Source organism: Novosphingobium sp. BF6 (assembly GCF_058273105.1).
Genome location: NZ_CM177775.1, coordinates 608,322 through 622,478, shown reverse-complemented (window position 1 = coordinate 622,478; position 14,157 = coordinate 608,322). Strand labels below are relative to the sequence as shown.

The window sequence follows — 14,157 nt, the reverse complement described above, 5'->3', positions numbered from 1 at the left end:
CCGATCAGGTGACTATTTCCCATGTACCGATTCCTGCTCGCGCTCGGCGCGGCGCCGCTTGCCCTGCTTCCGGCAGCGGCTCTGGCCGAGGAGGCCGACACGGCCTCCGATGCTTCCATACTCGTCGTCGGCCAGCGCAAGGCGCCGATCAGCCTCGACGCGCGGGGCCTTTCCGTCAGCCTCGGCGACGAACAGTTCGCGGGCGTGAATGCCCGCAACGTCGAGGACCTGATGAAGTACGCCCCCGACTTCTTCGTGCGGACCCGTTATGCGGGCGATTCCAACGGCGTCCCCGGCTTCCGCGGCACCCATTCCACCCAGAGCGCCCGCACGCTGGTCATGGTGGACGGCTTCACGGTGTCCAATTTTCTCGGCAACTCCTTCGCCTATGCGCCGAAATGGGGCGTTATCAGCCCCGGCGAAGTCGCGCAGTTCGACGTGGTCTACGGCCCCTATTCCGCGCGCTACGCGGGCAATTCGATGGGCGGCGTGGTCAACATCACCACCCGCTCGCCGGAGAAGACCGAGGCTTTCGTCACCGTCCAGGGCATGAGCCAGCCTTACGACCAGTACGGCACCCACGACAGCTACTGGGGCTATGCCGCCGAGGCGGGCATGGGCTTCCGGCAGAAAGACGGCCCCTGGTCGCTCCGCCTGTCCGGCCGCCATTTCCGCAACGAGGGCCATCCGCAGATGTTTTACGGCCTCGCCCCCGGCACCGCGAGCGGCGGTACGGTAGTGAGCGGCGCGGTCGTCGATCCCGGCCAGCATATGGCGAATGCCCCCGGCACCGCGAGCAACCCGATCTTCGCCGCCCAGAGTCCCGCCATGATAACGCAGGACCAGGCAAAACTGCGGCTCGGCTACGACGGTGCCTCGGGCGTGACCGGCGAAGTGCTCATGGCCTACTGGCACAATCTCGACAGCCAGACCGCGCCGGACTGCTACTTGCGAAACACTGCCGGACAGACGGTCTGCGACGGCCCCGTCTCGATCGGCGGGCAGGGTTATACCGCCAGCGGCGCCAACTGGTCGCGCACGATCCGCGACGAACTCCTGGGCGGTATCAAGCTCTCCGCCCCGCTTTCGGACGCGGTGACGGCCACCGCCGATCTTTCGACCTACCAGATCCTGCGCTCCGACGCCTTCACCTCGAAAGGCTATAACGCCGGGGCGGCAGACGGCGCCGGAACCCTTGCGCGGCAGGGACCGACCGCGTGGTACACCGGCAATCTCGCGCTGACGGCCCGGCTCGGCGGCGCCGAACTGGCGGGCGGGGCGAGCGCCAGTCTCTACCGCACCGACCTCATCACTTACACCCTGACGAACTGGCGCCGCGATGCGGGCCGCGCCTTCTCCACCCGCACTTTCGGCAAGACCCGCAACCTCGCCGCCTGGGCGGAACTGCGGGTGCCGGTCGAGGCCGTGACTTTCACGCTGGGCGGCCGCTTCGAGGATTGGCGCGCCTTCGACGGCGGCCTCGGCCGCGTCGGCACCGCAGGGCTTGCCGTCACCAACCGTTACGCCAGCCGCCATGCCAGCGCCTTCCAGCCCAAGGCCTCGGCGGAATGGACCATCGATGCGGATACCCGACTCCAGCTCAGCCTCGCCAAAGCGACGCGCTTTCCCACGGTTGGGGAACTGTTCCAGGGCAGCCTCGACGGTAACGGCCGGTTCGATCCGCAAAGCTTCGATCCGAACCTGAAGCCCGAACGCTCCACCGACGCCAACCTCGTGCTCGCCCGGCAGTTCGGCAAAGTGAAGCTGACGACTTCCGCCTTCTGGCAGCGGGTGCATGACACGATCTTCGCCTTCACCGGCTTCAACCGGAACGGCGTGACCACTTCCGCTTTCAAGAACATCGACCTGACGCGCCAGTACGGCTTCGAGTTGATTGCCGAAGCCCGCGACGTGCTGATTCCCGGCCTCGATCTCGACGCCAACGCAGCCTGGATCGATTCGAAGACCTTGCGCAACGACAGCGCCCCCGCTGCCGAAGGCGTGCAGTTCCCCCGCATCCCGCGCTGGCGGCTCAACGGTAATCTCCGCTACCGGGTGAGTGCGCCGGTGCTGGTCTCGCTGGGCCTGCGCTATGCCAGCCGTCCGAACACCGACCTCTTCGGTCTCCAGCGCGGCGACACTTACGGCTACACGTCCGAACTCTTCGCGCTCGACGCCAGAGTGAGCTGGGACGTGACCGACCGGCTTCGCCTCAGCGCGGGGGTGGACAATCTCACCAACGACCGGGCCTGGGTCTACCACCCCTATCCGCAGCGCAGCTTCCTGGTGGAAGCGGGGTGGAAGCTGTGACGACGATCGCCCTGAAACCGCGCACCGAACGCTGGTATCGTGCCGTCTGGCGCTGGCATTTCTATGCCGGGCTGTTCTGCCTGCCGTTCGTCGTCTGGCTGTCGCTGACTGGCGGGATCTACCTGTTCAAACCGCAGATCGAGGGGCTGCTCTATGCCCCCTACCGCGATGTCGCGAGCGGCGCCGCGCCCCTGCTCGCCCCGGAGACGATCGCCGCGCGCGCCGTGGCGGCGGTGCCGGGCGCCATGCTCCACAAATACGTCCTGCCCGAGGCCCCCGGCGACGCCGTGCAGGTGCTGGTCGGCAAGGGCGCGGACGACGTGCGGGTCTGGGTCCATCCGCAGACCGGGCAAGTGCTTTACAAGGTCGCGGAACAGGACCGGCTGATGCGCGTGGTGTTCCGGCTGCACGGCGAACTGCTCGCGGGCGATCGCGGTTCGGCGCTGGTGGAGACGGCAGCTTGCTGGACGATCGTCATGTTGCTTAGCGGGCTGTTCCTCTGGTGGCCGCGCCAGAGTGGAGGAAAGCTGGCAGGCGTGCTCTATCCGCGCCTGCGCCGGGGCCGCGCGACGTTCTGGCGGGATATCCATGCCGTGACCGGGCTGTGGGTTTCGCTGGGCGCGCTGTTTCTGATCCTGTCCGGCCTGCCCTGGGCCAAAGTCTGGGGCGACTATTTCCGCGAGGTCCGCGCCGTCACCGGCACGCTGGAAGGACCGCAGGACTGGTCCGCCGGTTCCGCCACCGAGGCCCATGACCGCGCCATGGCCGATGCCGGGATGCGGGCGATGATGGGGGAACATGCCCAGCATGGCGGCATGGTCATGGCCATGGCCGCTCCCCCGCCCGCACTCGACGCCGTAGTGGCAGGCGCAACGCGCCTGCACTTTGCCGCGCCGGTGGAAGTCAGCCCGCCGACCATGGCAGGAATGCCATGGCAGGTGCGCAGCCAGGCCGAGAACCGCCCCAACCGCGACAGTGCCGAGATTTCGGCCGATGGTAGTCTCGTAGGTGTGCAGCGCTTCGCCCAGCGGCACTGGATCGACCGCGCGGTGGGCTACGGCGTCGCTATCCATGAGGGCGCCTGGTGGGGCCTCGCCAACCAGCTTGCGAACCTCGCGGTGCTGCTCGGCCTCGTGACTCTCTGCCTGTCGAGTGTGGTGCTGTGGTGGCGCAGGCGTCCTGCAAAAGTGCTTGGCGCTCCCGTCTCGTTCGCACCGCTCCGGCATAGCTGGCCGCCGGTCGCGCTCGTCGTCGCGCTGGCGCTGGCGATGCCGCTGTTCGGGCTGTCGCTGGCTCTGGCGGTCGTGGTGGAAGGGAGCCTGAAGCGGTTGGCGCCGCGCCTCGGCCCGTGGATGGGCTGGCGGGTATAAACATAAAGGGCCGACGGTTCGCACCGCCGGCCCTTCGTTCCACATGGGGGTGGAAAACTGACTCTGGATCAGGCCTCGACCTTCTTGCCTTCGGCCTCATAGCGCTCGATCGCCTCGATCACGATCTGGCGGGCTTCCTCGGCGCCGCCCCAGGTGCCGACGCGCACCCACTTCTCGGCCTCAAGGTCCTTGTAGTGCGTGAAGAAGTGTTCGATCTGGCTGAACACGATGCCCGGAAGGTCGCCCTTTTCCTGCACGTCCGAATAGTACGGGAAAGTCGCGTCGTCGGGCACGCAGACAAGCTTCTCGTCACCGCCGTGCTCGTCTTCCAGGTTTAGCACCGCGATCGGGCGCACGCGCACGACCGAACCGGGCACGAAGGGCGAGCGGGCGACGACCAGCGCATCAAGCGGATCGCCGTCGGGCGAAAGCGTGTGCGGCACGAAACCGTAGTTCGCAGGGTAACGCATCGGCGTGTGCAGGATACGATCGACGAACAGCGCGCCGGAGTCCTTGTCGAACTCGTACTTCACGGGCTCGCCACCGACGGGAACCTCGATGATGACGTTCAGGCTTTCCGGCGGGTTCTTGCCGACAGGAATCATGTCGATGCGCATGTTGGTCCTTACATTACAGGCACGGAACTCTCGTGCCGGTTCATCTTTGACCGGGGGGCTTAGCCTTGCAAGTTATGCATCGCAACTGCCTTGTCGGGGTAGATGTCGGCAGTTTGCGACGCATACGCTGCTGCGATCGACGAAATACCGAAGAGAAAAAGGAAAAAGCCCGGAAACGGACAGAATCCGCCTCCGGGCCATTCCCCTGAGCCGTGCCGCCGAAGCGGCCCCCGCTTACCGGCTACGCGGTGCCAGCAGGCGATCGAGACCGTTGACGCGGCCCGGCGTCGTGCTTTCCAGCCAGGGGAAGCGCAACCCGCCGTGATAGTCGAGCGCCACGGTGCTGAAGGCGTCGCCGCGCTTGACCAGCACCGAGATCGGCGTCTTGGCCGACTTCGCCGCGGTGATCGCGTCCTTGATGACTTCGCCGCTATAGGCCGTGCCGTTCACCGCCACGACCTTCACGCCGCTGACGAGACCGGCATTGTAGCCGAGGCCGTCGAACACGGCAGCCGTCACCGTGCCGTCGTTGTCCAGCGTCACGCCCAGCGAATAGGTAAGGTCGAGCGACTTGCGCGAATCCGAGACGCCCTTCTCGTAACCGTTCTGGGTGTCCTTCCAGACCAGCTTGTAGCCGGCCATTTCCACACCCTTGGTCGGGGCGGGCTGGTTGGTCTCGTAGATGCGGGTCCTGAGGAAGCCGGCCCAGTCGTAGGGATAGACGCCGTTCAGCACTTTCGCCACTTCGTCGAAGTCGTAGGTCAGCTCACCCCAGTCGCCGTCGCGCACGCCGAAGAAGGCCTTGGCGAAATCGTCGAGCCCCTTCTTGCCGCCGGTGCCCTGGCGGATGATCTGGTCCGCCTCCAGCCAGGTCAGCGCGCCTTCGACATAGTAGTCCTCGGTGCGGGTGACGGACGTGTAGGGCAGCGGACGGCGCATGTTGAGCACCGGTGCGAAAGTGGTGTCCTCCACCGAGCGCCAGCCGCGACCCGGCGTCGCTTCCGAATAGCGCGCGACGGCGCCCGCCAGCGTGTCGAGGATGGTCTGCTTGGTCTGCACGCCCGAACGCGCGGCGAGAATGTAGCCCCAGAACTGGGTCTGGCCCTCGTAGACCCAGAGCAGCGTGTTCTGCATCGGCTGCTGGTAGTCCGGCGTCCAGAGATCGGCCGGGCGGCGGTACTTGCCGTTCCAGCTATGGACGAATTCGTGCGGGATCACGTTGCGATCCCAATCCATCTTGTCCCACTCGGTCCAGACCTTGGGTTCCATCTGGTTCTCGCTCGAACGGTGATGTTCGAGGCCGATGCCGCCCATGCGGTCGGTCAGCGCCAGCAGGAAGTCGTAGTGGTCGAAGTGGCGCGCGCCGAACGTCAGCAGCGCTTCCGACACGAGATTCCGGTAGGTCTTCATGTTCTCGGGCTTGATGCCGAGCAGCTTGGCCTCGTCCGCCACCACGTCCATGCTGACGCCCTGGCCGAGGTCCCAGCGCTGGGCATATTTGCCCGCGAAGATCGGCTCGTCAACCAGACGCTCGTAGTCGGTCGGCGTCCAGGTCACGGTGTCGCCCTGCTGGCTCTTGCCGTCGAGCGCGGTGTAGACGGTCCAGCCCGCCGGGAACTTCACGGTCGGCTTCACCGTAATGCCGCGCGTGTAGTAGCCCGAAGGATAGAGGCTCATCTTCTCCCACTGGAGGTTGAGCATTTCCTGCGTCATCGTGATGCGGCCTTCCTTGGCCTGCACCGGGGACGTGTGGATGAACTTCGCGGTGACGACCTGCGTTCCGGCGGGAAGATCGAGGTGGAAGGCGTTCACCGCCACGGTGTCGCGCTGCCACTTGATCTCTTTGCCGTCGGCAAAGAAGTGGATCTGCGCGAGCAGCGCCGCCGGGCCGGTGGGCGAGTGGTTGCCCGGCAGCCAGCTCGGCTGGACGAGCGTCAGCTTGTCGGTTCCGGCCGCAATCGGGAACTGCTGGCTGACGCGGTAGACGCCGTGCACGACGTCGCTGGCATCGATGTCGAGCGAGACGGTGCCGGGATAGGCCTTGTCCTGCGCGGCGGGCAGCGGCGCGGGCAGCGCAGGTGCCATGGGACGGCTCCGCTGGGCGGAATCCTGCGCGAGGGCCGGGGCTGAGACAGAGAGAAGGGCGAGGAGCGTGACGACCGCGGAACGATATTTCATTACGTCATTCTTTGCGACAGTTGTCCCGTTTGGCAACCATCCAATTCGCTTCGACACCAAGGGACCACGGATCGCCGCAATTCGGGAAGCGCCTTCCGATTTTCATCCCTCCCGCCTCGCGCCCGGTCCACAGCCACTTTCCCCGCCGCCGCAATCGGGCTAAGCGCGCGCGTCATGAGCACCACACCACAGGCCATTCGCGGAACCCAGGACATCTTCGGCACGGACGCCGAGGCTTTCGCGCACGTCGTCGAGACTTTCGAGCGCGTCCGCAAGCTCTACCGCTTCCGCCGCGTGGAAATGCCGGTCTTCGAGAAGACCGAAGTTTTCTCGCGCTCGATCGGCGAGACGACCGACGTGGTCTCCAAGGAAATGTACTCGTTCGAGGATCGCGGCGGCGAATCGCTGACCCTGCGCCCCGAATTCACCGCCGGCCTCGCCCGCGCCTACCTGACCGACGGCTGGAAGCAGTTCGCCCCGCTCAAGGTGGCGACGCACGGCCCGCTGTTCCGCTACGAGCGCCCGCAGAAGGGCCGCTATCGCCAGTTCCACCAGATCGACGCCGAGCTGATCGGCTCGCCCGAGCCGCTGGCGGACGTGGAACTGCTGGTCATGGCCGACCAACTGCTCAAGGAACTGGGCATTGCGGACGGCGTGACGCTCCAGCTCAACACGCTGGGCGATGCCGAGAGCCGCGACGCCTGGCGCGCCGCGCTGATCGAATACTTCCGCAGCCACAAGGCCGAGCTTTCGGAAGATTCGCAGGACCGCCTTGAGCGCAATCCGCTGCGCATCCTCGATTCGAAGGACCCGCGCGACAAGGTCTTCGTCGGCGATGCCCCGAAGATCGACGCTTTCCTCTCGGCCGAAGCGCAGGACTTCTTCGCGGCAGTGACGGCGGGCCTCGATGCCGCCGGAGTCGCCTACGAACGCGCGCCCTCGCTGGTGCGCGGGCTGGACTACTACCGCCACACCGCCTTCGAATTCGTCACCACCCGCCTCGGCGCGCAGGGCACCGTGCTCGGCGGCGGCCGTTATGACGGGCTGATGGAAAGCCTCGGCGGCCTAGCAACCCCGGCCGTGGGCTGGGCAGCGGGGATCGAGCGCCTGTCGATGCTCGTCGCCGATGCCGGGACGCTCGCCGAAGAACCGCTGACCGTGGTTCTCGCGGTAGAGGACGATGCCGCGCTGGCTTATGCCCAGAAGGTCATCACCGCGCTGCGTTTCCAGGGCCTCGACGCCGAAATGGTCGCCACCGGATCGCCGCGCAAGCGCTTCGACAAGGCCGTGAAGATGGGTGCCAAAGTGCTGGTCTCCTTCGGCACCAAGGACGGCGCCCCCGTGGCGAACCTGCGCGCGGCCGAACCGACCGCCGAATATCTCGCGGTCGAGCAGGTCCTCCAGTCGGTCCATCCGTGAGCATATCCGACACCCGTCTGGCGCAGATCGCCGCGCGTTTCGCGGAGCTTGAGGCACGCCTCGCCTCGGGCACGCTGGAAGGCGAGGCCTTCGTCACCGCCAGCCGCGACTATGCCGAGCTGGAGCCGGTGGCACGCGTCGCCGCCGAAGTCGTGTCGATGCGCGGCGAGCTGGACATGCTCCAGGCGCTGGAAGACCCGGACCCCGACATGCGGGCGCTGGCCGAGGAGGAAGTGCTGCGCCTCAAGGCCGAACTGCCCGAGGCCGAACGCCAGCTCGCCATCGCCATGCTGCCGCGCGACGCGGCGGACGTGCGCCCAGCCATGTTGGAAATCCGCGCCGGGACCGGCGGCGACGAAGCCGCGCTGTTCGCCGCCGACCTCTACCGGATGTACGAACGCTATGCCGCCGAACAGGGCTGGCGGGTGGAGATGATCTCCGTCAACGCCAACGACCTCGGCGGCTTCAAGGAAGTCGTCGCCAACGTCAACGGCGCGGGGGTCTTCGCCAAGCTGAAGTTCGAAAGCGGCGTCCACCGCGTGCAGCGCGTGCCGGTCACCGAATCCGGCGGGCGCATCCACACTTCGGCGGCGACTGTCGCGGTTCTGCCCGAACCCAGCGAAGTCGATGTGCAGATCGAGGACAAGGACCTCAAGATCGACATTTTCCGCGCCTCGGGCGCGGGCGGCCAGCACGTCAACACCACCGATTCGGCAGTGCGCATCACTCACTTGCCCAGCAATCTCGTGGTGATCTGCCAGGACGAGCGCAGCCAGCACAAGAACAAGGCCAAGGCCATGCAGGTCCTGCGCGCGCGTCTCTACGAGAAGATGCGCGAAGAGGCCCACGGCGCCGAGGCCGAGGCCCGCAAGGCCATGGTCGGCTCCGGCGACCGTTCGGAGCGCATCCGCACCTACAATTTCCCGCAAGGGCGCGTGACCGACCACCGCATCAACCTGACCCTGCACCGCCTGCCCGAAATCCTCGAAGGCCCCGGCCTTGCCGAAATGGTCGATGCCCTGCTCGCCGAGGACGAGGCCAAGCGCCTCGCCGCGATGGATGCCTGACCCTTCGGCACGCTCAGGCCGAGCGGGTCTCGAAGTGATGAACTCGCTCTTCGCCCCATTCCCCGCTCATCCTGAGCCTGTCGAAGGATGATGCCCCATACCCTCACTGTCGGCGAAGCGATCCGCGCGGCGGCAGATCACCTCGCCGCAACCAGCGACACCGCGAGGCTTGATGCCGAAGTGCTGATGGCCCATGCGCTGGGCTGCTCGCGCTCGTCGATGCTGCTCTCGCGCATGCGCGACGCCGCGCCGGACGGCTTCGCCCCGCTGGTGGAGCGCCGGGCCGAACACGAACCCGTCGCCTATATCACCGGCCATCAGGAATTCTTCGGAATGCCCTTCGCGGTCGGCCCCGATGTCCTGATTCCGCGCGGCGATTCCGAAGTGCTGGTCGAAGCCGCCCTCGCCGCCCGGCCCGGCGCTCGCAGAGTGCTCGATTGCGGCACCGGCTCCGGCGCGCTGCTGCTGGCGGTACTCGCCACCCTGCCCGAGGCGACCGGCGTCGGTATCGACAGTTCCCCCGGCGCCCTCGCCGTCGCGGCGGGCAATGCCGAGGCGCTGGGCCTCGCAAGCCGCGCCCGCATGGCCTTGGCCGACTGGCACGCCCCCGACTGGGCCGAAGCGCTGGGCGGTCCCTTCGATCTCATTCTGGCCAATCCTCCTTACGTAGAAACCACATTGACGCTCGACCGCTCGGTGGCGGGTTACGAGCCTGCCAGCGCGCTCTATTCGGGCGAACTGGGGCTGGACGATTACCTTGTGCTGGTGCCGCAATTGCCCGGCCTGCTGGCGCCGGGCGGGGTCGCGCTGGTGGAGATCGGCCACGAACAGGCCGAGGCCGTGGCTGCGATCGGCGCGAAATGTGGCCTTTCCAGCCGCCTGCACCGCGATCTCGGCAATCGACCGCGCGTGCTGGAGTTTTCAACAGCTGCGTAAGTTTTCACTTGGAATTCCGCCCCGGAATGCCTAAGGATTACGTCGAACCGGCACATGGATGGAATTTCCCATGTGGGCGGCTCGCCTCCAATCTTTGCAGATCGTCGCGGCGTTTAGCGCTTCGGCACGGCAAACGGTGGAGTTCACGGCACTCGGGGGCGATCCGTGATCATGTGACGTGTGGCAGATCGGCCCGACAGGAACAGGCCGATGCCCTGGGTTTTGAGGAAATAATCCTTGAATAATAATCGTGGTAATAACCGTCGGCGTGGTCGCGGTAACAATCGCCAGCAGGGCGGTCAGCAAATCAACCGAATCGACAGCAGGGCTCGCGGCAATGCACCGCAGATGCTGGAGAAGTACAAGAAGCTGGCCCATGACGCGCACCTGAACGGTGACCGCGTGCAGGAGGAATATTACCTCCAGTTCGCCGATCACTACTTCCGCGTCATCGCCGACCAGAAGCAACGCCAGGAAGAAGCGCGCCAGCCGCGCCGCGACGATCGCCCGTCCGACTACGGCGACGACTACGCGGTCGATGACTACGGCGACTTCGACTCGCCCGCACCGGAACGTCAGGAACGCCCTGAGCGCCAGGATCGCCCTGAGCGGCAGGAGCGTCCCGAGCGCCAGGAACGCCAGCCGCGCCGTGAAGATTCGCGCCGTGAAGATTCTCCCCGTCGTGAAGAACGCCGCGAAGACTTCCGCCGCGAAGAACGTGCACCGCGCGTCGAAGCCGTCGAGGAAGAAACCGCCGCCCCCGGCAACGAAGCAGCCGTCGAAGGCGAGTCGACCGTTTACGAGCCGGCCGAAAATCCCTTCGTCCGCGACAACCGCGCCTCGCGCGGTCTGAAGCAGCGCAAGCCGCGCCGCCGCCGCGACGAAGAAGAGGGCGAGAGCCCCGGCGACGAGGCTCCGGCCGCCGAAGCCGAACCGGCCGCCAACCTCGATCCGGCCACCCTGCCCCCGGCGATCGCCGCCGCCCCGGCCAAGCGCACCCGCGCCGCCAAGACGGCTGAAAAGGCTGGCGAAAAGCCTGTCGAGCAGGCCGTCGACGAAGCCGAGGCGACCGAGGAAAAGCCGCGCCGCCGCCGCACCCGCAAGGCCGCTTCGGCCGACGAAGGCGGCGAAAGCCCGCTGGAAGCCGTAGGCTCGTAAGTTCCGAGGAGGTTCGCGAACCCCCAAGGCATCCCGAATGAAAACGCCCCGCGTCTCGCCACAAGGCAAGACGCGGGGCGTTTTCGTTTGAACGGCCTCACTTTCGCGCGAACTTCGCTTGCCTCGCACCGCCTTGCCCCTCCATAGCGGCGCCATCGATCTTCTTCGGCACGAGGCCCGGCTCTGAAACCCGCACTGGACTTTCTCGAACGGCGCCCGCGCCTTGCGGCCGGTCTTGCGGCGATTATCGCAGGCGCCGCCGCGGCCTGCGGATTCCAGCCGCTGGCACTCTGGCCGCTCACCCTGATCGGCATGGCCGTGCTGACCGAACTGGTGCTCCGTGCCCCCGGCTGGCGGCGCGCCTTCCTGATCGGCTGGTGCTTCGGCCTCGGGCACTTCACGCTCGGCAACAACTGGATCGCGACCGCTTTCACCTATCAGGCCTCGATGCCCGCATGGCTGGGTATGATCGCGGTGTTCCTGCTCTCGCTCTATCTCGCGATCTATCCCGGCCTCGCCGCGCTGGGCGCATGGCTCGTACTTCGGCTGGATGGGTCGGGGAAACGCTCGGGACCCGGCGCTTTCCTCCTCCTCGCCCTCGCTTTCGCACCGGCCTGGATCGTCAGCGAGTGGCTGCGCGCCTGGGTCTTCACCGGCTTTGCCTGGAATCCGCTCGGCATCGCGCTGCTTGGCGGATATCAGAGCCGGGGGCTCGCCATGGCCGTGCCCTGGACCGGGACTTACGGCCTTTCCGGACTGCTGGTTCTGATCGCCTGCCTGCCCGGCCTGTTCTGGCGCCTGTCGCGTGCTTCCGCCGGTTTCGCACGCTGGCTCTGGCCGCTGCCCGCCGTGGCGGCCTTGGCCGCCCTCGCCGCGCTGATGACCCTGCCCGACCGCTGGGCCGAGCGCAGCGAAGGCGCGGTGCGCTACACGCTGGTCCAGCCCGACATCCGGCAGGAATTCATCGACGATCCGCGCTATTACGAGGGCAACTTCGTCAAGCTGGCCAAGCTCTCCCTGCCGCGCTCGCCGGGCGAGACCCGCGTGGTGTTCTGGCCGGAATCAGGCCTCGGCGACTATATCCGCGACGGCTATCCGCCATTTCTTTACCGCATGTATACCTATGCGGGCGATCCGGTGCTCGCCCGCGAGCGCATCGGCCGGGTGATCGGCCCCTATGCCGTGCTCATGACCGGCGCGGTCGATCTGGTGCTCAAGGACGACGAGGCCGTCGCCGCGCGCAATTCGGTCTCGATGATCGACGGCGACGGCAACTTGCTGGCGAGCTATTCCAAGGCCCACCTCGTGCCCTACGGGGAGTATCTGGCGCTGCGCTGGCTGCTCGAACCGCTAGGCGCCACACGTCTCGTGCCCGGCGCGATGGACTTCTGGCCTGGCCCCGGCCCGCGCAGCTTCGACATGGGCCGCTGGGGCAAAGTCGGCGTGCAGATTTGTTACGAGATCATCTTCAGCGGCCACGTCGTCGATCCCCGAGTCCGTCCGGACTACATCTTCAATCCTTCCAACGACGGCTGGTTCGGGCGCTGGGGACCGCCGCAGCACCTGGCCCAGGCGCGGCTGCGCGCGATGGAGGAAGGCCTACCGGTCATGCGCTCCACCACCACCGGGATCAGCGCGGTGATCGACGCCGACGGACTGGTCCGCGCCCATGTCCCCTGGCACCAGGCCGGACGGCTCGACGGGCGCATCCCGCCGCCGCACGAACCCACGCCTTTCGCAATTTTCGGAAACTGGCTGCCGCTGGCGCTTGCCATGGCTTTCTGGATTGTTGCGCTTTCCGTTATTGCGCTCCGCCGCCGTCGTCGCTAGACCATGCCCCACATAAAGATTTCTTTATATGTGGTGTCACGATGCGAAATGACTATGTCTTCACTTCCGAGAGCGTCTCGGAAGGCCATCCCGACAAGGTTTCGGACCAGATTTCCGACGCCATTGTCGATCTCTTCCTCTCGAAGGACCCGGAAGCCCGCGTCGCCTGCGAGACTCTGACCACCACCCAGCGCGTCGTTCTTGCCGGCGAAGTTCGCGGCAAGGGCATGATCGACAAGGACGGTCACTGGGAAGACGGCGCGCAGGAGGAAATCCAGCACATCGTCCGTGAGACCGTGAAGCGCATCGGCTACGAACAGGCCGGTTTCCACTGGCAGGACCTGCTGTTCGAGAACCACCTGCACCCGCAGAGCGCCGACATCGCGCAGGGCGTGGACTCGGCCGGCAACAAGGACGAAGGCGCGGGCGACCAGGGCATCATGTTCGGCTTCGCCTGCGACGAGACGCCGGACCTCATGCCCGCCACGCTGGACTACAGCCACAAGATCCTCGAACGCCTCGCCGCCGACCGCCACTCGGGCGCGGCACCGTTCCTGGAGCCCGACGCCAAGAGCCAGGTGACCCTGCGCTTCAAGGACGGCGTGCCGGTGGAAGCGACCGCCGTGGTCGTCTCGACCCAGCACAAGGCCGGCTACCACGAAGGCGCCAAGGACGCGGAACTCAAGGAGTACGTGAAGAAGGCCGTGGGCGAAATCCTGCCCGCCGGCTTCGTCACCGAGAACACCAAGTTCCACATCAACCCGACCGGCAAGTTCGAGATCGGCGGCCCTGACGGCGATGCCGGTCTCACCGGCCGCAAGATCATCGTCGACACTTACGGCGGCGCGGCACCGCACGGCGGCGGCGCCTTCTCCGGCAAGGATCCGACCAAGGTCGACCGCTCGGCCGCCTATGTCACCCGCTACCTCGCCAAGAACGTCGTCGCCGCGGGCCTCGCCAAGCGTTGCACGATCCAGATCGCCTATGCCATCGGCGTGTCGGAACCGCTTTCGCTCTACGTCGACACCCACGGCACCGGTACCGCCAGCGATGCGGCGCTTGAAGAAGCGATCACCAAGGTCGCGGCCGACACGCTCGGCGGCCTGACCCCGCGCGGCATCCGCACCGGTCTCGGCCTCAACAAGCCGATCTACGGCAAGACCGCCGCTTACGGCCACTTCGGCCGCAAGCCGGAAGGCGACCTGTTCCCCTGGGAACGCACCGACCTTGCCGATGCCCTGAAGGCCGCACTGGCCTGATCCTCAGGACAGG

General features: G+C 66.6%; 10 protein-coding genes. 8 read left to right on the top strand and 2 right to left on the bottom strand.

The genetic code is table 11. The features are described 5' to 3' along the window. The first annotated feature begins 21 nt into the window (after nucleotides 1-21). A complete protein-coding gene (locus tag AC4D6D_RS03050) occupies nucleotides 22-2,310 on the top strand; it encodes a TonB-dependent receptor (RefSeq protein ID WP_491326444.1) in 2,289 nt (762 codons plus the stop codon). Further along, nucleotides 2,307-3,680 carry a PepSY-associated TM helix domain-containing protein gene (locus tag AC4D6D_RS03045; RefSeq protein ID WP_491326443.1) on the top strand — a complete coding sequence of 458 codons (1,374 nt, stop codon included), beginning with the start codon at nucleotides 2,307-2,309 and terminating at the stop codon, nucleotides 3,678-3,680. The genes AC4D6D_RS03050 and AC4D6D_RS03045 overlap by 4 nt, the downstream gene beginning before the upstream one ends. A 68-nt stretch (nucleotides 3,681-3,748) precedes the next feature. Here the strand turns inward: AC4D6D_RS03045 and ppa are convergent, their stop codons facing one another. Beyond that, nucleotides 3,749-4,297, bottom strand: a complete 549-nt coding sequence (ppa, locus tag AC4D6D_RS03040) for an inorganic diphosphatase (RefSeq protein WP_147216445.1) — start codon at nucleotides 4,295-4,297, stop codon at nucleotides 3,749-3,751. Between the two features lie 234 nt (nucleotides 4,298-4,531). After that, nucleotides 4,532-6,475 (bottom strand): M61 family metallopeptidase, encoded by a 1,944-nt coding sequence (locus tag AC4D6D_RS03035; protein WP_491326442.1) that lies wholly within the window; start codon nucleotides 6,473-6,475, stop codon nucleotides 4,532-4,534. Between the two features lie 174 nt (nucleotides 6,476-6,649). Here AC4D6D_RS03035 and hisS point away from each other — a divergent pair, with 174 nt between their 5' ends. The 6 genes from hisS (at nucleotide 6,650) to metK (ending at nucleotide 14,144) form a co-directional block, all read left to right on the top strand. Continuing rightward, the gene (gene hisS, locus AC4D6D_RS03030) at nucleotides 6,650-7,894 is read left to right on the top strand and encodes a histidine--tRNA ligase (RefSeq protein ID WP_491326441.1); all 1,245 of its coding nucleotides are present in this window, start codon (nucleotides 6,650-6,652) and stop codon (nucleotides 7,892-7,894) included. Beyond that, nucleotides 7,891-8,961 (top strand): peptide chain release factor 1, encoded by a 1,071-nt coding sequence (gene prfA / locus AC4D6D_RS03025; RefSeq protein ID WP_491326440.1) that lies wholly within the window; start codon nucleotides 7,891-7,893, stop codon nucleotides 8,959-8,961. The genes hisS and prfA overlap by 4 nt, the downstream gene beginning before the upstream one ends. 90 nt (nucleotides 8,962-9,051) lie before the next feature. Continuing rightward, nucleotides 9,052-9,897: a peptide chain release factor N(5)-glutamine methyltransferase gene (prmC, locus tag AC4D6D_RS03020; RefSeq protein ID WP_491327188.1), complete on the top strand. Its 846-nt coding sequence runs from the start codon at nucleotides 9,052-9,054 to the stop codon at nucleotides 9,895-9,897. A gap of 237 nt (nucleotides 9,898-10,134) precedes the next feature. Then, nucleotides 10,135-11,055 carry a DUF4167 domain-containing protein gene (locus tag AC4D6D_RS03015; protein ID WP_491326439.1) on the top strand — a complete coding sequence of 307 codons (921 nt, stop codon included), beginning with the start codon at nucleotides 10,135-10,137 and terminating at the stop codon, nucleotides 11,053-11,055. 195 nt (nucleotides 11,056-11,250) lie between these two features. After that, entirely contained in the window at nucleotides 11,251-12,885 is a 1,635-nt protein-coding gene (lnt, locus tag AC4D6D_RS03010; RefSeq protein WP_491327187.1) for an apolipoprotein N-acyltransferase, read from the top strand. A gap of 41 nt (nucleotides 12,886-12,926) precedes the next feature. Then, entirely contained in the window at nucleotides 12,927-14,144 is a 1,218-nt protein-coding gene (gene metK / locus AC4D6D_RS03005; RefSeq protein ID WP_491326438.1) for a methionine adenosyltransferase, read from the top strand. Nucleotides 14,145-14,157: the final 13 nt, after the last annotated feature.

Excerpts from the sequence above, each read along its gene's own strand:
- AC4D6D_RS03050 (WP_491326444.1), top strand. The coding sequence starts at position 22 with ATGTACCGATTCCTGCTCGCGCTCGGCGCGGCGCCGCTTGCCCTGCTT.
- ppa (WP_147216445.1), bottom strand. The coding sequence starts at position 4,297 with ATGCGCATCGACATGATTCCTGTCGGCAAGAACCCGCCGGAAAGCCTG.
- AC4D6D_RS03035 (WP_491326442.1), bottom strand. The coding sequence starts at position 6,475 with ATGAAATATCGTTCCGCGGTCGTCACGCTCCTCGCCCTTCTCTCTGTC.
- hisS (WP_491326441.1), top strand. The coding sequence starts at position 6,650 with ATGAGCACCACACCACAGGCCATTCGCGGAACCCAGGACATCTTCGGC.
- prmC (WP_491327188.1), top strand. The coding sequence starts at position 9,052 with ATGCCCCATACCCTCACTGTCGGCGAAGCGATCCGCGCGGCGGCAGAT.
- metK (WP_491326438.1), top strand. The coding sequence starts at position 12,927 with ATGCGAAATGACTATGTCTTCACTTCCGAGAGCGTCTCGGAAGGCCAT.